Genomic DNA, 19721 nt, shown 5'->3' with positions numbered 1-19721 from the left:
TGCGGGTGCCTCATGCCACGCATAGGGTGTACCTCACTTTTCCACCCGTCTGCTTTGTGACGACATATAGCATTAACCAGGGCGCATACCCATTGTGTTCGGTTTTCCGATTACATTCGGCTTACGTGGCGCTCCCAATCCAATTATGATCGGTTTTTCGATTACATTCGGCCTACGCGGCGCATCCTGTCCAATTATGATCGGTTTTTCGATTACATTCGGCTTACGCGGCGCGCCCTGTCCATTTGTGATCGGTTTTTCGATTACATTCGGCCTGCTCAGTGCGCCCAGTCCAATTGTGATCGGTTTTTCGATTACATTCGGCCTACGCGACACGCCCTGTCCATTTGTGATCGGTTTTTCGATTACATTCGGCCTGCTCAGTGCGCCCAGTCCAATTGTGATCGGTTTTTCGATTACATTCGGCCTACGCGGCGCATCCTGTCCAATTATGATCGGTTTTTCGATTACATTCGGCTTACGTGGCGCGCCCAATCCAAATATGATCGGTTTTCCGATTACATTCGGCCTACGCGGCGCTCCCAATCCAATTATGATCGGTTTTTCTACTACATTCGGCTTACGTGGCGCTCCCTGTCCAATTATGATCGGTTTTTCGATTACATTCGGCTTACGTGGCGCGCCCAATCCAATTATGATCGGTTTTTCGATTACATTCGGCTTACGTGGCGCGCCCAATCCAATTATGATCGGTTTTCCGATTACATTCGGCTTACGTGGCGCTCCCAATCCAATTATGATCGGTTTTTCGATTACATTCGGCTTACGTGGCGCTCCCGGTCCAATTGTGTTCGGTTTTCCGCATACATTTGGCTTACGCGGCGCGCCCTGTCCAATTATGATCGGTTTTTCGATTACATTTGGCTTACGCTACCCCCTCTGTCCCCGCGTAATCTGCCCATAACAATAGTAGAATAGAATTGTCCGTCTGCCAGCCGCTTGTCTCTGCGCAGGACACCCTCGACCTCGAAGCCAAGGCTCTCATAGAGCCGGATCGCCTTGTCATTCCTCTCCAGAACCTTCAAGCTCAGCTTATCCAGACTGATGGTATCCGCCCAGCCGATAGACTGCTCCAGCAGGCTCCTGCCGATTCCATATCCCCAGAATTCCTGCAGCACCCCGACTCCGAACTCGGCCTGATGGGCCAGCCTGCGAAGCGGCCTTCCTTCACATCTGGCGAAGCCCGCCAGCCTGTCCTGAACCTCGGCAACCAGGAACAGGTTCGTGCCGCTGGCCGTATCCGCCGCTATAAGCGACCCGAAGCCCTCCGGGCCGATGAATGCTTCCCCCTGAACCCGGTCTAAATTCTCCGTCTCCCCGTCGATCTTCAGCCTCAGCGCGGACAACTGGAGGGCATCTTGCGGTGAGGCGGATCTCACCGTGTAGCGGAGCCCTTTATTTTCATATCCCTGTGCAACAATAATCATTCTGCTTCTCTCCTCCCAAGCTTAAGGCTGCAATCTCGTTCTCCGGTTCATACCAACCTATCCAGTTTAGCATTTACTTCCGGAAAATCCAGGCGTATAATGCCCATGACAGACATGTTGCAGGATTATTTTTACATATATAGTATCCCTAAAATTCAAGCAAAGCTGGTGACCCTATTGTCGAGAGGCTTCAGAGCCATGGGACCCGGAGGAGGCTTCGGGCATGGCAAATTAAAGTTCAATGAGGAGGAGGCGAAGCCGGATATATCCAAAGCGCTGCTATTACGCATCGTCAAATATTTCGCTCCGTACTGGAAGCAGACGCTGCTGGTGATGACCGTGCTGTGCATCTCCGCAGTGCTGGGGCTGCTCCCTCCTATCCTGATTCAGCAGATCATTGACCGGGCGCTCCCGGACAAGAATCTGCAGCTGCTCTTCCTGCTGGTTGCCGCCTCGCTGGCTACAACGGTTTTGTCAGGACTGCTCGGTGTGCTGCAGAATTATTTGAACTCTTTTATCTCCCAGAATATTGTCCATGATATGAAAAACCAGATGTACCGCCATCTGCAGAGCATGCCGCTGCAGTTCTACTCAGGCGTCAAGCAAGGCGAGGTCATCACCCGGATGACCAGTGACATTGCCGGAATTCAGGGCGTCTTCAACAGCACCATCGTCAATTGTGCCAGCAATCTGTTCATTCTGATCTCCACAGCGTTAACCCTGTTCATCATGAACTGGAAGCTTGCGCTGCTAGGCATCCTGGTCATTCCCTTATTCATCGTGCCGACCCGCAAAATGGGCAATGTCCGCTGGAAGCTGGCCAAAGAGACGCAGGAGAAGATCTCGGAGCAGAATCAGATCATTGAAGAGACGCTCAGCCTCAGCGGGTACATGCTTATGAAGCTGTTCACCAGAGAGGACACCGCACTGGCAAGCTTTCAGACCGTAAACGCCCAGGCGACACGGCTGCAAATCCGCGAATCGATGGCCGGCCGCTGGTTTATGCTGGTCCTTACCACCTTCACCAGTATTGGGCCGATGCTGATTTATCTGTACGGGGGTTATCTATTCATCCAGGGAGAGCTGAGCATTGGAGCAATTATCACCTTCGTGGCACTGCTGAGCAGATTGTATATTCCAGTTATGCAGATGACCAATCTCTATGTCGATGTGAACCGTTCGGTGGCGCTGTTTGAACGGATTTTTGACTATTTTGATATGGACCCGCTGATTGTGGATGCTAAGCTGGCTCTTCCAATCCGGGTTGAGGGACAAGACATCGTCTTCGAGCAGGTGAATTTCGCCTACGCCCCGGACAAGCCCGCTCTGAGCGGGATCTCCTTCACGGCAGTCGCCGGATCACTGACTGCCCTGGTCGGACCCAGCGGAGCAGGCAAAACCACCATTACCAACCTGATTCCCCGGCTCTATGAGCTGGATTCAGGCGTGATCCGTATCGGCGGCAAGGACATCCGCGAGTTCACGCTGCATTCGCTTCGCTCACAGATTGGCCTAGTCACCCAGGACACGTACCTGTTCAACGGGACGATCCGCGAGAATCTGCTCTATGCCAACGCTGAAGCCACGGAAGCCGAGCTGACGGCCGCCTGCGAAGCTGCTTTTATTCATGATTTCATTCTGAAGCTGCCTGAGGGCTACAACACGGTTGTCGGCAACCGGGGAATCAAGCTGTCCGGCGGCGAAAAGCAGCGGATGTCCATCGCGCGCGTGCTGCTCAAGAATCCGCCCATCATCATTATGGACGAGGCCACCTCGTCGCTGGACACGGTATCGGAATATTACATCCAGCAAGCCATGCATGAATTGCTGCGCGGCAAGACCAGCATGGTCATCGCCCACCGTCTATCCACCATCATGGCAGCCGACAATATTCTGGTTGTTCAGGACGGCAGAATTGTGGAGTCGGGGCAGCACGCTTCCCTGCTGGCAGAGAATGGGGTATACCGTGATTTGTACAACAAGCAGTTTCAGCGGGAAGATTCATAAGCCAATAGCGCGGCCGCACATAAAAAGGGATTCCCGGAGCAGCATCACCTGCTCTGGGAATCCCTTCTCTTCCTGTCCGCGATCAGTCCGGCTTATCGCGTAGTACGCAGCGGCTTCAGCTTGTCCATCCAGCCGCTGATTTGTTCTGCCGTCTCCGTGCTGCGCAGCAGCCGTTGATATTCGTCCACATACCCGCCGTCACCGGCAAGCTGTCCGGCCCACTCATGGAACTCTTCGAACCGCGTCAGCGCGACACTGCGCTGCCCGAGAATCAGGTAGGCGTTCAGCAGCTGCTCTAACGTCTGCTCGGACGGATTGTTTTTATACTCCTGCTCACTGAGCTGAAGCTGATCTACCGCATATTGCTTGGTTAGCAGCTCATCCGGCACATAATTCGTCCCTTCCAGCTGGTAGATGCCCATCAGCGCCGGACCCAGGGGGGATTGACCCGGATAAGGGCTGGCCAGCAGATCCTCGCTCCCGTCCTGATCCACATCCTCATAATTCACGCTGAACAGATCGTTAACCGTTACCTGCATCGTTCCGTCGATCTCTTCGACCACAATTGACGCGTAGGCGGGACGGTTGTCCATCAGACTGAACAAGAAGGTATTCCGGTTGTTCTGCACCACGGCTTCAGCCCAGAGCTGCTCCTCCTCATTCCAAATGCCGCCGCCTTCCAGGGTAAGCCCGGCCTTCTTGCTGTCAAAGACCATTTTGCCCTCCTTAACGATGGCGAACTGTGTATAGCTGAACTCTCCCTTATTCCAGTAATACACCTGAAAAATCTGCCCGTTCAACTGAACCGCATCCATATGTACGAATCCCGAATATTCATCTGCAATCTCAGGGGACACTTCCGCGAGCGCTGCGGCAGCCGCGTCTTCCTCCTGATGCCCTCCAGGTGCTGCTGAGAGATCCGCTGCCGGGGAAGCGGCTGGCGCTGCAGACGGATCTGCTGATCCGCCATCCCCTGTTCTTGAGCAACCCGCTATGATCGCTAAGGCTATCAATAAGCTAATAATCCGCATGTAATCCTCCTAAATGTCGTGTCGTGGTAGCATGACTTCCTGTATACCTGTCCGGGAGCCCACTTCGGAAGCCGTACTGGTATGTGAGTTGCCCCTAATCTTCCAGTCTGGCATGAAGCTCTTCGAGCTCTTCCTCCGTCAGCCGTCTCCACTGCCCTTGCGGAAGACCACTGAGCGTGATATGCATAATCCGTATCCGCTCCAGGCGGAGCACACGGTAGCCCAGCGCCTTGCACATCCGGCGGATCTGCAGATTCAGCCCTTGGGTCAGAATAATCATGAACTCCTGATCCGAGATCCGCCGGGTGAGGCATGGCTTGGTCCGGGTCTTCAGAATATCTACACCCGCTGACATCTCCGCCAAAAAGTCTTCCGTGACCGGCTTATCCACGCTCACCCGGTACTCCTTCTCATGACTATGCTCGGAACGCATCATCCGGTTGACAATCGACCCGTCATTGGTCAGCAGAATCAGCCCTTCCGAGTGCTTGTCCAATCTGCCGACGGCAAAAATCCGGGAGGGATAGTTGATATAATCTACGATATTCCCTTCCACATGCCGGGCGGCTGTACAGGTAATGCCTACCGGCTTGTTCAGCGCCAGGTAGACCCGCTCCTCCCGGTCTGGAGTCACAGTAATCCCGTCTACAGCTACCGTATCTCCAGGCTCCACGCTTGCTCCAGGCGTACAGACCTTCCCGTTAATCGTGATCCTTCCGGCGGCAATCAGCCGGTTCGTCTCTCTGCGCGGATAGATACCGGTCTCACTGATGTATTTGTTAATTCTCATGAAGTACCCGCTTTCAGGTCCTACATATGAAAGAACACCTGATTCACATAGCCATCAGATGTTGCCTCCAACCTATAACCCTTATATTTGGTAATTATCAATGGGCAGATGTCCGCTTATTTAGCGCCTCCGGTTTTGTTGCTGCCGCTGCTGCTCTTAGCCGGTTTGGCTCCTTTGGCACCTGGGCTTCCGGGAGGGCCGCTTCGGGCCGGCTTCACGGGTTTTGCCGTCTTATTCCAGCGGGTCCAGCCCTTGCTGCCTGTTCCTCTGCCTGTGCCGCCGCCTTTACTTTTTGCCACAATATCACTCCGTCAATATTCAGTTTTCGTCGTACATTACTCTATCTTACCATTATTTCGGGCGGATTGTCAGGCCCAACTGCAAACAGCCTGCGCGGAGAGCCTCCGGCAGGCTGCATAACAGGTATCTATCCAAGAGCATAGAGTGGCTTATTTAGGCTGAATATATCCTTCGGCCTTAAGCAATTCAGCGATCAGTACCGCACCGCCGGCAGCGCCTCTCACCGTATTGTGGGACAGGCTGACGAATTTGTAATCGTACAGTGAATCCTCGCGCAGGCGTCCTGCGGAGATGCCCATGCCGTTCTCAATATCGCGGTCCAGACGGGTCTGCGGACGGTTCTCTTCCTCAAAATACGTGATGAACTGCTTAGGAGCACTCGGCAGACCGAGCTCCTGCGGACGCCCCTGGAAGCTGTTCCAGCGTTCCAGAATCTCCTCGCGGGAAGGCTTCTGCTCAAAGGAAGCAAAGACAGCCGCCATATGGCCGTCAGCCACAGGTACACGAATACACTGTGTGGTGATTACCGGCTGCTCGCTTGGTACGATCCCTTCACTGGTTACCTTACCCCAGATCCGGAGCGGCTCCTGCTCGCTCTTTTCTTCTTCCCCGCCAATGAAAGGAATCACGTTATCTACCATATCCGGCCAGTCCGCGAAGGTCTTGCCTGCACCTGAAATCGCCTGATAAGTGGTTACAACCACCTTGGAAGGCTTGAACTCATGAAGTGCATTCAGAGTAGGCATATAGCTCTGAATGGAACAGTTCGGTTTCACGGCGATGAAGCCGGTCTCTGTCCCCAGACGTTTGCGCTGCTGGGCGATAACCTCCAGATGCTCCGGGTTGATCTCGGGAATCACCATCGGAACATCAGGTGTCCAGCGGTGTGCCGAATTGTTGGAGATCACCGGAGTTCCGGTACGCGCATAAGCTTCTTCCAGCGCCTTGATCTCTTCCTTCTTCATATCTACGGCGCAGAAGATCAGATCCACATCCGCAGCCACTTCCTCTACCTTGGAGGCGTCTTGAACCATAATGCCTTTGACTGCTTCTGGCATAGGGGTGGAGAGCTTCCATCTGCCTTGAACAGACTCCTCATAGGACTTGCCGGCTGAATTCGCGCTCGCCGCAATCGCCGTTACCTGAAACCATGGATGATTCTCCAAAAGTGCAATGAAACGCTGGCCGACCATACCGGTACCGCCAACAATACCCGCTCTGAGCTTCCTCGACATAAGAAATTCATTTCCTTTCAAGCAGCGCCTAGCGAAAGGTGCTTTTTAATAACCGATTATAAATGATAGCGGCATGTTACACAATATGTGATTATAAAGTAAGTGTTTCCTCTTCTAATAAAATTACCGCGTCATCCCCAGCCGCTTCGCCAATTCACCCAGCTCCTGGCCCTTCAGTGCCCCTTCCACCAGGACAGGCAGCAGTGCCGGAGTACAGGCGAAGCAAGGGGTTCCGTCACGGGCGAGCTGAGCGGCCAGCCGTTCATCATAGGAAGGCTTACCCTCATCGGAGAGGGCCAGCAGCGTCATCGTCCGCACCCCGGATTCCCGCAGCTCGCGCATCCGCCGGACCAGACCGGCCTGATTGCCGTTCTCGTACAGATCCGATACGATAATGAACAGCGTCTTCTTCGGCTCCTCGATGAACTGCTCGCAATACTTCACCGACTTATGAATATCCGTTCCGCCCCCGAGCTGGATGCCGAAGAGCATGTCAACAGGATCATTCGCACATTGCTCCGTCAAGTCTACCACCTCGGTGTCAAAAGCAACGACACGCGTGTTCAGCGCCGGGATACTGGCGAAGATCGAGCCGATCACCGACGCCCAGATCACAGAGCTGGCCATCGAGCCGCTCTGGTCAATATCCACGATAACCGTCCATTCCTTGCTGCGGCGGGCCCAGTCGAAATAAAAGAAGCGCTCGGGGATAATCATCCGCCGCTCCGCATCATAATGCTTCAGATTGCGCTCGATCGTCCGTTTCCAGTCCAGTCCGCTTAGTGAAGGCAGCGGGGAATGCTGCCGCTTATTAAGCGCTCCGGTAACCGCACGGCGGATATCGGTCTCCAGCAGCTTGACCAGCTCATCCACAAGCGCCTGGACCAGCATCCTTGCGGTTTCTTTGGTTTTCTCCGGGATTTTGCCCTTAAGTGCCAGCAGCGTACCCACCAGCTGGATATCCGGCTTCACTGCCGCCAGCAGCTCCGGCTCGAAGAGCAGCTGCTTCCAGCCCTTACGCTCCATCGCATCAGTCTGAATGACCGAGACCACATCCTCCGGGAAGAAATTCCGCACATCTCCGAGCCACTTGGACAGGTTAATCGCAGCATGTCCCGAGCCTGCACCTCTGCCCTTCGATGCGGCAGCGGCACTCCCTTCTGCCTTGCCTGCGCCTGTCTCATTATAGATAGCCGCCAGTGCCGCATCCATAATCAGCTCTTCCTCACTTAGCGTCCGACCGCTGCCTTGACCGTAGCCGGGCAAGGCCTCTTCCGCTTCCTGCCCCAGAATCAGCCGCCAGCGTGTAAGGGCACCGTTCTGATTATCCTCCTTCAGCTCTTCCTTCAGCTCTTCTTCACCCATCTATAGATCCCCGAAGTCAAAATCATTCAGATCATCCAGCATTTTGGCTTCCTCCTCCTTCAGTTCTCCTGTCAGAATCTCGGCGGCCTGCTCTGTGTTCACGCCCCACAGCTCACCCAGCAGCTCAGCGATCATCGTCTTCTCACGCGGGGAGAAGGTACTGAACGCCCGGCGCAGGAAGACCAGCGCACGCTTGAATTCCTCATCCTCCAAGGCGTTGATATAGTCATTTAGCTGCTCCCACAGGCTCATTCGCGACAACAGACCATAGCGGTTACGCATGGACAACCCTTCGAACCAGCCTGCCCCGAGGTCCGCCGGTATCCCCGGAGACAAGCGGCGCGACACCTCCGCCGCTACTTCCCCGGCAGGGATGGCTCCACGCTCCATCAGGATCGCGCAGGCGAAGCCCGACAGCCGCGGGTTGCGGTCATCCCGCTGCGCCAGCTGCAGCAGCTCCTGCAGCCACAGAGCTGTATCCGCAATCTCGCTATGCTCCTGCGAGATGTTATTCAGGTCATTCATTGCACTTATCATCAGCGCCGCCGCTTCATCATTGCAGCCGCTGGCATCCAGCAGGAACAGGCAGCCCCGGCGGAACAGCTCCTCCAGCAGCGGTACGAACGGGGCCGTATCCACCTTGCGGATGTCGCCATAACCGATGATCTTGGCCAGCTCGCTGGCCGCTGTGGCAATCGAGACGACATCGCGGCTATCCACCGCAAGGCGCTGCAGCACGCGGCTGCTCTCCTCCATCTGCGTGGTCATGGCACATTCGCAGGCGGTGACAATCAGCGCAGAGGCCTCAGCGATAGAGCTGCATTCCAGCAGCTTCTCGCGCAACACGTAGGCTGCCGCCACCTCAATGGTCTCGCCCAGCAGTGTAGACTCCACGATCTCAATCTCTACCTCCGGCGCCCACTGGAGGACCCAGTGCTCTGCCCAGGTCGCCCCGGACTGGCCGCTCGGCACATTCCGGGCGAAGTGGATGCCGAGCAGCTCCAGCCGGTGGAACAGCACCGAGCGGTGCAGATCGAGATAAGCCGCTTCACTGCTTGACACCCGGCGGTTCTCGCGCAGATCCAGCGTCAGGTCGCTGGCTACAGTCGATCTGTACTTCTCCAGCTTGTAGCGCTTCAGCAGCCGGTTCAGGTCATCCTGAATCGGCGTCTGGCTGACGCCATCGGCCAGCCTTCCGATATTCGTACCGACATCCACCCGGGCCAGCGAATCGGCGATAACGGCCAGATCACCGTGGCCGAGCAAGGTCTGTGCGGCATCGCGCAGATCGCGCAGCGTAGGTGCGCTTCCACCGTGCAGCGCCGCCAGCGACTCTGCCAGCCGCACCGCTTCAATGACTTCGGCAGTGGAGCGGTGTGTCCCTGCTCTGCGCACCATCCGGGCCACAGAGGAGAGATAGAGATGGGGCAGCTCCTCAGCGCGGCCTGAGGCCATCAGCTCCCACATCATCTGGAAGTAGTGCGGAGCCGTGTTGCCCGCACCGTAACCCGACATAGTGGAGAGCTTATAGTAGGAATACGGCATCAGCGTCAGCTTGGTAGAGCGTGTAGGCAATGACGCAAGCTCCGTATCGCTCATTCCCTCCGAGAGATCAGCCAGTGCGGCGGCGTGGTATGCACCGCAGATCACAACAATCTTCTCCGGCAGATGCCCTTCTTCAATCTTGAGCTTAATTCTCCGCCTCATATAAGATTCGCGCAACGCGTTATAAGCATATTCCCGCGGCTGCTCTGCACGCTCCGTGGACTCCGACAGCTCCCGCATCTGGGCAGAGAAGGCCAGAATCGCGGCTCGGTATGCGCCGCTGCTGGCGTTATGCTCGTAATTACGCTCCCAGTACATATCATAGTCATGCTCACCGGCAAGCCGGGCAATCCGGCTGTATACGGACTCCGGCTCACTGACTTCCTCTTCCGCCGGCTCCCCCTGTTCTTCAGCCACAGCCGCAAGCTCCGGGCGTCCGCCGGCATCCTGCCGTAACGCGTCCTGCAGCCCCAGCGTTACTGAGGAAGGCAGGTCGATGAACTCTGCCTGTGCTCCATGCTCCTGCGCCCATTTCATCCCCTGATATTCCGGGGAATACACAGCGAACGGCCAGAGTACCGTCCGTACGGGCAGATCCTCGGTGAAGGCCAGAATAGCTACCGGCGGCTTCGTTACCGCATGGGTTAAATGACGGATCTCTCCGCTTGCATCACTCGGCCCCTCAATCAGCACGGCGGTCGGCTGCAGCTCGTTCAAATATTCCAGGACATGCCTGGCACCGCCCGGAGACAGATGCCGGACTCCGAAGACATGAACGCCGGCAACCGCTGCCCTGCTCACTCGTTCATCTCCTTGCAGGCTTGATAGAGTCCGCGCCAGTCCGCTCCTTTTTTCTTCATTACATTATCCAGATATTCCTTCCACACCAGCTTATCCTTGTCGTCATCCTTGACGATCGCCCCTTGGAGTCCCGCTGCCAGATCCTCGTCGGTCAGTTCTCCGCTCCCGAAGCTTGCTGCCAGAGCCATGCTGTTCGTCAGCAGCGAGATGGCTTCTGCCGTGGAGATTACACCGGCTGGAGTCTTCACCTTCTCCTTCTTGTCGAGCGTCATGCCGCTGCGCAGCTCGCGGAAGATGGTGACCACCTTCAGCAGCGCTTCATCCGCCGGAACAGCAGCCTGCAGCTCATAGGAGGAGGCAATCTCGCCGACACGCTTCTTCACAATGGACAGCTCCGTCTCAAGGTCCGATGGCGCAGGCAGCACAATGATATTGAAGCGCCGCTTCAGGGCAGCGGACATTTCATTGACTCCGCGGTCCCGGGTATTTGCAGTGGCAATAATCGAGAAGCCCTTGCGGGCACTGGTCTCCTTGCCCAGCTCCGGCACAGAGATCGTCTTCTCCGACAGAATTGAGATCAGCGCGTCCTGTACCTCGGAAGCACAGCGGGAAATTTCCTCGAACCGGGCAATGCCGCCATCCTCCATCGCCCGCATAATCGGGCTCTTGACCAGCGCTTCCGGCGTTGGACCGTTCGCCAGGAGCATGGCATAGTTCCAGGAATAGCGTACATGCTCTTCGCTTGTTCCCGCTGTCCCCTGAACAACCATGCCTGAGTTGCCATAGATTGCCGCCGCCAGATTCTCGGACAGCCAGGATTTCGCCGTGCCCGGCTCTCCGATCAGCAGCAGTGCACGGTCGGTGACCAGTGTGGCAACCGCCATCTCGATCAGCCGGGTGTTGCCGATGTATTTCGGCGTAATCACGGTCTTGCCCGCCTTGCCGCCAGTAATGAACGTGAGAACTGAACGCGGGGACATCTGCCATCCGGCCGGAATACGCCCGGTGTCCTCCTTGCGCAGAGCCTCCAGCTCATCCTGGTACAGGATTTCGGCAGGCAGACGCATGTAATCCTGAAGCTGATCTTGTTCTGTTGACATGTACACCTCTCCTTGCAACTGTTTTGTGAAAAGCTAAAGTTAAGAATGTATGGCTTCGAGGAACAGGGTAGCTGTTATAAGGGTCAGGTATTCTTGGCACTCCGCAGGCTGGCCAGCACATATTCCAGCTGCTGCTTGCATTCATATCTATAGTTGGGAATAACCGCTTCCACACGGCTGGCATAGCTGGCAGGGAAGCGCTCCATCATTTTAAATATATACAATTCGAAGGTATACGGGTTATGAGGACTCTTAGTCTCCAGGGCACTCATCAACAGTTCCAGACGCTCCGGCTCAGGCACCCCGGCCCTTTCCAGTCCCTTGAAGATGTTGGGAATGAAATCACTGGCACGGCGTTTGGACAGGTCCTGCAGCTTATCAACCAGAAAGTTCCGCACGCCCTTGTGACCCGGCCGGGCAAAGGCACTGGCCAGATTCACAGCATTGTGCTGGATGAACCAGTCCAGCCAGCGGGGGTCCCAAGCTGCGGCAATCTCCTGAGCCGGAAGCATCTCCCTGCTGTAAGGCTGTCTGATTCCCGCTGCATCCCACTCTACTTCATAATTCCGCCGGCGGATATCCACAACCTGATCCTCAATGGTATTAATCAGCAGCTGGGAGCGCTGAGCCGCATCCTTGGCCTCCTTACCCACAAGCGCTTTGAGTTTATCCAAGAAGGTTCCGCCGGCGAACCGGTCGAATAGCTCCTTCGGACTTATAGACTGCTGGGCGGCATGGAAATAATGCGGCAGGAAACGCACGCTCCGCTTCTCCAGCTCTGCAAGCTCTGCCAGAGCAGCACCGTCTGGAGTTTTCTCTTTATACAAGGCTGCGTGGTCCAAAAGCGGAATCCAGCCCAGTGACGAGAACCGGGGATACTCTTGAAGGATATAGCTGTAGATTTCATCCAGCTGCTGACTCCGTACCCGGCGAAGAGCGGTAAGGAAGGGAAGAAGCTCATTCCATATCTTGTCTGTCAGCTTCACGCCGTCATTTTTCTGCGGGGCTGCCTGCAGCTCTTCCATGAATAATGCCGCCAGACGGGCACTCACCTCTGCGGAATGCCCGTCCGCCAGCACTCTGCCCAGAATCTCGCGGTCCTTCTTCTGGATGAATGCCTCAACCAGCCGTTCCCCTCCCTGTAACGTACCGCCTGCCGCCAGCGCCGCATAGGCCGCTTCGCGGATGGCTTTCTTCTTGTCAGTGGACCACTCCAGCAGGTTGGGCGTGAATTGTTCATAACCGCCCAGGCATCTGATGGCTGCAGCGCGGACCTCCTCACTTCCACTCTCGGCAGCGTGGAAGATCTTATCCAGGTATTCGTCTGCACCGACCTTCCAGATTACCTCCAGTTTGCGGACCTCACTTCTTCCCCCTGAGAGATTAAGACTCTCCAGCAGGTGGCTGGCAATGACCGGCCCGTAGGACGGGAGAATATGATTCATCGCATATTCCGCCAGCTCCGCATACGGGTCGTTCAGCGCAGAGACCGCCAGCGGCAGCAATCGCAGATCCTGGAAGACCCCATCCTTATACGCATCCACTACAATCTCATATCTGCCGCTTCCGGTAGTGGTGAGTGCTTCCAGCACAGGCGCAAGCTTCCGGTAAGTCTGATTCGTCTGCAGGGTGAACTTCCGAACCGGCAAGGGTCCGGGAGTTCCATCCACGGTTGTCGTTCCCTGAGTATACAGAACGGACTCCAGCAGCAGGGTATTCTCCTGCAATTGAATGCCCGGGGCAGGACCGTCCGGGCTCCCCGGTTCAATCAGTGCCGTGATTCCCTCGCCTAGCTTCTTAAAGACCGGTGACCGCTCGCCTAGCTGCTGAAATTGCGGAAGCAGCCGCTTCAGGCGGAAATCTTCGGCCGCCAGCTCACTTCCGGCAATATACAGTCTTCTGTATTCCTGATGCAGCTCCTGCAATAACGCTGTGCTCATGGATTGTCCTCCCATATGAATAAAGGTTTGTGGATAATGTTAAATTACTCTAGTACAGCAGACGAACGATCTCTTCGTCCTTAATGACACTTAGCGGCTGGGCACGCAGACGTCCCTGGTCCAGGTCATGCTCGAACATGACCAGAACTGTACAATCTTCGCGGGCGCCTGCCGGAAGGAACGGCAGCAGTTCCACTGTGCCCTGCGGCATCGACGGAATATCCTCCAGAAGGAGCCTTGTTCCTTCCCCGTCAGTCATAACATACTGGCCGTTCTCTGTGACGCCCAGAGCTGCGGCATGCAGCAGCATGACCGGCTGCTTGTCGCTCAGCGGGTTCTTGATCTGGTTCTTCACCTTCTTGAAGACCTCGGAATATGAACGGTGAGCCTTGGCGGCCGCCCGCTCAAGATCCGTGCCTTGCACCGGTCTTGAAGACATGGACTCGTATCTAATCCGGGCATTCATATCCCCGGGATAGGTGTACAGCTGTGGAACCACGGCAATGTCGAAGAAGCTGTCTTCCTCGCGCATCAGCTTCGCCGCCTTGTAAGGGCGGTAGTTAAAGGTCCGGCGGATCTCCCCGGCTTCCGCAGAGAGATCCAGCCAAAAGCCAAGGTCTACGAACTCCTGGCGGGCCGCATCGTTGTAGCTGTAGAAGGATAACTGCAGCAGCTCTGCCCCCTCTTTTACCAGCCCGTATTCCTTCAACTCGCTAAGCTGCCAGGCATGGCCCAGCCATTCATCAATGGTGGATTCATGATCCAGCGCCAGCTCCGGGTCCTCGCTCCGGGCCAGCAGATACGTCCGGCCCTTCTTGATAAATGCGTGTAGCCGTGTCAGCTGCTCCACCGCATATGTATAGTTCTGCTCCTGATCCTTGCCGCTGAACATCAGATTCGCGAAGCGGCGCAGCTCAATCTGGGCACCGGACAAATAATAGTTCCCGAGCTGCTTCACATGCCCCTGAAGCGTCTTGGCCGCAGACTTGTCAATCGTGGACAGGCCGCTGCGTACGAAGGAGAGCACCAGCTTTTCCAGCAGATCAAGCCCTTCGAGCTGCGCGTTGATTTTTTTCTTCAAGGCGGATTTGTTAACCTTCTTCGGCTTGGGGTCTGCTCCTTCAGCCGCCTGCTTCACCTTGTTCTCTTCCCGCTTCTCCGCCTTCTCGCGCTTCGATGCGATGTCTTCGGGAACCGGAGCAGGTGTGAACGTCTGGCCTTCGGTATAGGCATACAGCAGACCTAGTGCGTGCTTGCAGGGGAATTGGCGGCTGGGGCAGCTGCAGCGGAAGACCGGGCTGTCTGCTGCGATGAAGTCCACTGAGCACTCATAGGGCGTTTTGCCGCTTCCGGCACATTTTCCGAATAATAGCTCTCCGTTCTCCGACTGATGGAGCTCCACAAAGCTCTTTTTGCGGACCAGCCCCTGGCCGTTCTTGATCGCAGCAGCATTGGGTGCAAGTGAATCGACGTACGTGGATGTTAGCTCTGGCAAATTAGATTCCTCCCGGCTGAATTAGGATTGTAAGCAGAATGAATGAACGTGCATACGGGGCACAAGTATTTATTACCCAGCTTCACATGGAACGACTACAAATAAGATCATATGTTTGCATTTATTTTAGCAAATCTTAGCGTCCGATCCAATAGAGTAACCGCTTTCAGATGAAAAATGGGTGATAGGTCCTAGATTCGCTTCTGGTCAAGCTCCGTTCTAAGCGGTTTATGTAAACTCTATAATCGAACAAAAGTCGAACAAAAAAACGGCCAGCCCTCCTAAAAGACAGCTGCCGTTCCTGCTTCCCCGCAGGGATATTTTATTTGAACCAGCCCTTCTCCTTAAACCGCGTAATCGCCTCAATCCGGTTGCCCACATCCAGCTTGTCCAGAATGACCGAGATATAGTTGCGGACCGTACCCGTGGTGATATAGAGCTGGCTGGCGATCTCCTTCGTATTCTTGCCGTCGGCGATCAGCCCCAGCACTTCCTTCTCGCGCTCGGTCAGCGGATTCGCTTCCTTGCTGTAGGCTTCATCCATCAGCTCCGGCGCGTACATCCGTTTGCCGTCCATGACACTGCGGATCGACAGCGCCAGCTCCTCGCTGGGACTATCCTTAAGCAGATAGGCATCCACTCCGGCCTTGACCGCACGCTCGAAGTACCCTGCCCGGGCAAATGTGGTCAGAATCATGATTTTGCAGCCTGCCCCCTTCAGGGCTTCTGCCGCTTCCAGGCCCGTCATAGCCGGCATTTCAATATCCATAATACAGATATCCGGCTGCAGCTGCTTCACCAGCTTCACAGCCTCTTCCCCGTTGCCCGCCTTGCCGACTACCTGCATGTCTTCCTCCAGGTCCAGCAGCGCCGACAGTGCTCCCAGCAGCATCCGCTGGTCTTCGGCTATCACGATTGATATCATTGCGCGTTCACCTCCATGTCCGGCTGCTGCGACGCATTCGGCACCTTAATCACTAGTGTAGTTCCTTCATCCTGGATCACTTCCATCGAACCATTCACGAACTCAAGCCGCTCCCGCATTCCCTGCAGACCATGCCCCTTATGATACAGCTTGGTCCCCTCAATCCCTCCGCCGTTGTCCTTCACCTTGATGACCAGATCGGTCCGTGAAGATTCAATCTGTATCCGGCACAGCGAGGCGCCGCTATGCTTCACCACGTTGGTTACCGCCTCCTTCATGCACATGCTCAGTACATTCTCGGTAATCAGCGAGGTATTGGTCAGAACGGGATCACCCTCCAGTATATAACCGATCTCCGCCGCCTGGAGGAATTGCCGGATGCGCACCAGCTCATCTTCAACCCGGATGCCCCGCATCTGTGTGATCATCTCCCGGACTTCCTTAAGCGCGCTGCGGGCGGTTACACGGACATCGTTAATTTCGATCATGGCCTGTTCCGGATTCTTGGTGATCAGCTTGCCGGCCAGGTCACTCTTGAGTCCGATCAGTGACAGGCGTTGTCCCAGCGTATCATGCAGATCCCGGGAGATCCGCTGACGCTCTTCCATGATGCCCAGCTCGGAGATCCGTTTGTTGGCATCCTCCAGCTGTTCCTCCAGCTTATCCTGCCTATTGCGGTTATAGGTTGTGACCGGAAGCAGCACCACAGCAATGATACTGACCAACACGAACGGCAGCTGCGAGAGGAATACGGGATTGCGCATAATCAGCTCATAGTTAATGGCTACAATCGTCGTCAGCAGATGGATCGGATAGAGGGTGAAGAAGGCCGCTCTTTTCTGAATATTCCCGATAAAAAAAGCCAGAAACAGCGCAAAGTACATGTACCCGAACAGCAGCGTCATCGTAACAGAAACTATCATCTGCACACTGGTCCAGAAATAGACCACCCAGCCCCTGGACTTAAACGACAGCACGTAGCAGGCGAAGAAGACCATAATCATCAGGATGCCATACACCCAGCGGTCCGCGGAGGAGGATCGGAAGATAAAATAGAACGGAAGAATGTAAAAAACAACCCATACATAAGGGCTCAGTCCCGTACTTTTATGAAAAATATGATGCCACTTCTGCATGTTAGCCATCCTTTTTGCCAGCAAGTTTATACCCCCATTTTAACATAAACCAGCCTCCGACCGGCAACTTCCTTCGAAACAACCTGTGTGTATTCTAAAAAGAAAGACCAGACCCGGCATCCTGCTCCCCGGATCTGTCTTTCTGCATGTTATCATGTTACCGCTTCTATTCGCTCTGGAACCCCGGTTTGATTACCTTCAGCCCCTCTTTCACGGCAGGCTCACTCTTACGCAACCGCTGCTTCAACTGCTTGAAGCTGAGAAAGACCTTATGCTCTTCATCCCAAAGACGGTATTTCAGCGCTTCGAGACTGGTGCTGAGTGTAATGGTGGTTGCCTTTTGCAAAGGCGGGCTGGCATTGTGAGCCAATTCCAGATTATAATTCGGCACCTTCGGACTCAAGTGATGCACATGGTGAAATCCGATATTGCCGGTAATCCATTGTAGCAGCTTCGGCAGCTTATAGTAAGAGCTTCCTTCTACAGCGGCGTTCACGTAGCTCCACTCTTCATCATGCTCGAAGTAAGTATGTTCGAACTGGTGCTGTACATAGAACAGCCAGATGCCGAGGAAGCCGGACACGAACACAATCGGCAGCTGTACCAGCAGGAACGCCTGCCAGCCTATGAGCAGAATGATTCCAGTATATAGACCCACAATAGATACATTGGTCAGGTACGTATTCATCCGTTCCTTGCGTCTTGCCCCTTTGGCATTGAACCGGTACTGGATGAGGAATACGGCAATCGGTCCGATGACGAACATTACCAGCGGGTTACGGTAGATCCGGTAATAGAGCCGCTGGAGCGGCTTAGCAGCCACATATTCATCCACCGTCATGATCCAGATATCCCCGATGCCTCTTTTGTCGAGATTGCTGCTTCCGGCGTGATGAATCGAATGACTGTGCTTCCACTGGCGGTAAGGGACCAGGGTAAGCACACCGGTGATGGTGCCGACAATATCATTGGCCTTGCGGTTCTTGAAGAACGACCCATGACAGCAGTCATGAAAAATAATAAAGGTGCGGATGACAAAGCCGGCAGCCGGAATAGCGAACAGCAGCGTCAGCCAGTAGGACACGGATAAGCTTAAGTAAGCGGCGGTCCATAATAGCACTAGCGGCCCAAGCGTATTAATGAGCTGTTTTATGCTCGTGTTGAGGTCTGTTTTCTCGTAAGGGGCTACGCTTTTCTTCAATGTAGAGAGCTGGGGTATCTGGTTGTTGGTCATCGGGATCGGTTCCTCCTCGGATGCATCCATTCAAGGATACTTCTTATATTTCCAGTATAAAGAAAGAAGTGTCATCCCCGTAAGTCATAAATATCAACTCTGATGTATGACAAATGTCATAGTCGGCTCTGGAGTGCTTGTCTGCCCGCCTCCTTCGTTCTGAGCAGCGGCAGCAGAATCAGCACCGCAATCAGGAACAGTATGCCGCTCCCGGTGAAGACTGCAGATAGGGAGAGCGTGCCTTTGGCGTAGCCGGCTACAGACATTCCTATCACCATGAAGCCCATGAACATCGGCCCCATAATGCCGCCCACCCTGCCCATATAAGCAGTCTCTGTGTGACGGAGCAGCAGGGTATTGATACCGATATGAATACAAGGGTAAAAGAATCCGCTAACCGTCTGGAGCACCAGCGTGAGCGCTGTGTGATGCGACCAGCCTACCCCTACCGTTCCTGCCGCACTGATCAGCAGGCCTAGGGATAACATTGTCTGCGGCTTCATAGTTTTGCCTTTACTCATAATAAACATTCCACCCAGCAGCATCGCCGCTCCATTCGCCATCATCACCCACTGCAGGAAGCCTTTGTCTCTGCCCAGATTCTCCATAATGATGAAGACACCCAGCGGCTGAACCAGTCCGGCGGCAAGCCCGGCGAAGGCAAACGTTACTCCAAGGTTCTTCAGTACCCGGCTTGCACGCACATAATTCAGTCCGGATATCATCTCCGCCAGGAACCCGCTGCGGGCCTGTCCGGTCTCCTCCATCCGGTCAGCGGGCAGCTTGACCAGAATGAGTGCCGAGCCGATGAACATCCCGCCCATCACAGCAAGTGAGGCCTCAATGCCGTAATGACTATAGATGAAGGTGCCGATCACCGGACCAATGACCATGAAGAAGGCTGTAAGCGACTGAAACATGGCCATTACACTCTGCAGCTGCTCTTCAGGCACATGCTGCTTAAGCAGCTTCATCGCTGAAGGCTGTGAGAACTGGGACAAGACGGCCGACACCATTGTTGCAAACAACAGGGCGTGCCATGAGCCTGACATGACCACCAGCAATACAACAAAGATTGAGCACGCGGACAACAGATCGCTTACGATCATGGTCCGTTTGGGACGCCAGCGGTCTGCGAAGGTTCCCCCGATGATGGCGAACAGAAACAGCGGGCCGTATTCAGCCACCGAAATGAGCGAGACATAATAAGGATCATTCTGCGTAATCTCCGTCACATACAGCAGAATCGCAAAATTCCGCACCCATACCCCGAGCTGCAATAGCACATTTGACAGCATAATCGTCCGTACATACTTGTTACTTAACACGTTAACATCCTCCATCATTCAAAATAGACTAAATAGATAAA

The 19721-nt window shown here is 54.9% G+C and carries 16 protein-coding genes; 1 reads left to right on the top strand and 15 read right to left on the bottom strand.

The features are described from left to right. Positions 1-72: 72 nt before the first annotated feature. Entirely contained in the window at positions 73-750 is a 678-nt protein-coding gene (locus MKY12_RS12505) for a hypothetical protein (RefSeq protein ID WP_339313960.1), read from the bottom strand. Between the two features lie 125 nt (positions 751-875). Continuing rightward, positions 876-1448 (bottom strand): GNAT family N-acetyltransferase, encoded by a 573-nt coding sequence (locus MKY12_RS12500; RefSeq protein WP_339313958.1) that lies wholly within the window; start codon positions 1446-1448, stop codon positions 876-878. A 198-nt stretch (positions 1449-1646) separates the two neighbouring features. Here MKY12_RS12500 and MKY12_RS12495 point away from each other — a divergent pair, with 198 nt between their 5' ends. Next, the gene (locus MKY12_RS12495; RefSeq protein WP_339313957.1) at positions 1647-3455 is read left to right on the top strand and encodes an ABC transporter ATP-binding protein; all 1809 of its coding nucleotides are present in this window, start codon (positions 1647-1649) and stop codon (positions 3453-3455) included. A 92-nt stretch (positions 3456-3547) separates the two neighbouring features. Here MKY12_RS12495 and MKY12_RS12490 read toward each other — a convergent pair whose 3' ends face one another. The 13 genes from MKY12_RS12490 to MKY12_RS12430 form a co-directional block, all read right to left on the bottom strand. Then, positions 3548-4486, bottom strand: a complete 939-nt coding sequence (locus MKY12_RS12490; protein ID WP_339256181.1) for a hypothetical protein — start codon at positions 4484-4486, stop codon at positions 3548-3550. A gap of 94 nt (positions 4487-4580) precedes the next feature. Further along, positions 4581-5276 carry a pseudouridine synthase gene (locus MKY12_RS12485; RefSeq protein ID WP_339256179.1) on the bottom strand — a complete coding sequence of 232 codons (696 nt, stop codon included), beginning with the start codon at positions 5274-5276 and terminating at the stop codon, positions 4581-4583. 116 nt (positions 5277-5392) lie between these two features. After that, entirely contained in the window at positions 5393-5578 is a 186-nt protein-coding gene (locus MKY12_RS12480; RefSeq protein WP_036729188.1) for a DUF3934 family protein, read from the bottom strand. A gap of 147 nt (positions 5579-5725) precedes the next feature. Then, the gene (gene asd, locus MKY12_RS12475; protein ID WP_209873247.1) at positions 5726-6811 is read right to left on the bottom strand and encodes an aspartate-semialdehyde dehydrogenase; all 1086 of its coding nucleotides are present in this window, start codon (positions 6809-6811) and stop codon (positions 5726-5728) included. A 123-nt stretch (positions 6812-6934) separates the two neighbouring features. Further along, the gene (locus MKY12_RS12470) at positions 6935-8176 is read right to left on the bottom strand and encodes a VWA domain-containing protein (RefSeq protein WP_339256177.1); all 1242 of its coding nucleotides are present in this window, start codon (positions 8174-8176) and stop codon (positions 6935-6937) included. After that, complete coding sequence (locus tag MKY12_RS12465) at positions 8177-10522, bottom strand: DUF5682 family protein (protein ID WP_339256175.1); 2346 nt, start codon at positions 10520-10522, stop codon at positions 8177-8179. It lies immediately after the preceding gene. After that, entirely contained in the window at positions 10519-11622 is a 1104-nt protein-coding gene (locus MKY12_RS12460; protein WP_076074576.1) for an AAA family ATPase, read from the bottom strand. Before MKY12_RS12460 ends, MKY12_RS12465 begins: the two co-directional genes overlap by 4 nt. 83 nt (positions 11623-11705) lie before the next feature. After that, complete coding sequence (locus tag MKY12_RS12455) at positions 11706-13562, bottom strand: HEAT repeat domain-containing protein (RefSeq protein ID WP_339256173.1); 1857 nt, start codon at positions 13560-13562, stop codon at positions 11706-11708. Between the two features lie 49 nt (positions 13563-13611). Further along, positions 13612-15057: an SWIM zinc finger family protein gene (locus tag MKY12_RS12450; protein ID WP_339256171.1), complete on the bottom strand. Its 1446-nt coding sequence runs from the start codon at positions 15055-15057 to the stop codon at positions 13612-13614. A 322-nt stretch (positions 15058-15379) separates the two neighbouring features. Continuing rightward, entirely contained in the window at positions 15380-15982 is a 603-nt protein-coding gene (locus tag MKY12_RS12445; RefSeq protein WP_036729204.1) for a response regulator transcription factor, read from the bottom strand. Beyond that, positions 15979-17118, bottom strand: a complete 1140-nt coding sequence (locus MKY12_RS12440) for a sensor histidine kinase (protein WP_036729207.1) — start codon at positions 17116-17118, stop codon at positions 15979-15981. The genes MKY12_RS12445 and MKY12_RS12440 overlap by 4 nt, the downstream gene beginning before the upstream one ends. 166 nt (positions 17119-17284) lie before the next feature. Further along, on the bottom strand, positions 17285-18352 hold the full coding sequence (locus MKY12_RS12435) for a fatty acid desaturase (RefSeq protein WP_036730133.1): 1068 nt from the start codon (positions 18350-18352) through the stop codon (positions 17285-17287). 116 nt (positions 18353-18468) lie between these two features. After that, positions 18469-19680 (bottom strand): MFS transporter, encoded by a 1212-nt coding sequence (locus MKY12_RS12430; RefSeq protein WP_339256168.1) that lies wholly within the window; start codon positions 19678-19680, stop codon positions 18469-18471. Positions 19681-19721 lie beyond the last annotated feature (41 nt).

Origin of the sequence: Paenibacillus sp. FSL M7-0896 (assembly GCF_037975415.1) — a bacterium.
In the GTDB taxonomy this organism is placed as follows: domain Bacteria; phylum Bacillota; class Bacilli; order Paenibacillales; family Paenibacillaceae; genus Paenibacillus_AQ; species Paenibacillus_AQ silagei.
The sequence above is the reverse complement of the archived record's forward strand: the minus strand, read 5'-3'. Positions and strand labels throughout refer to the sequence as shown.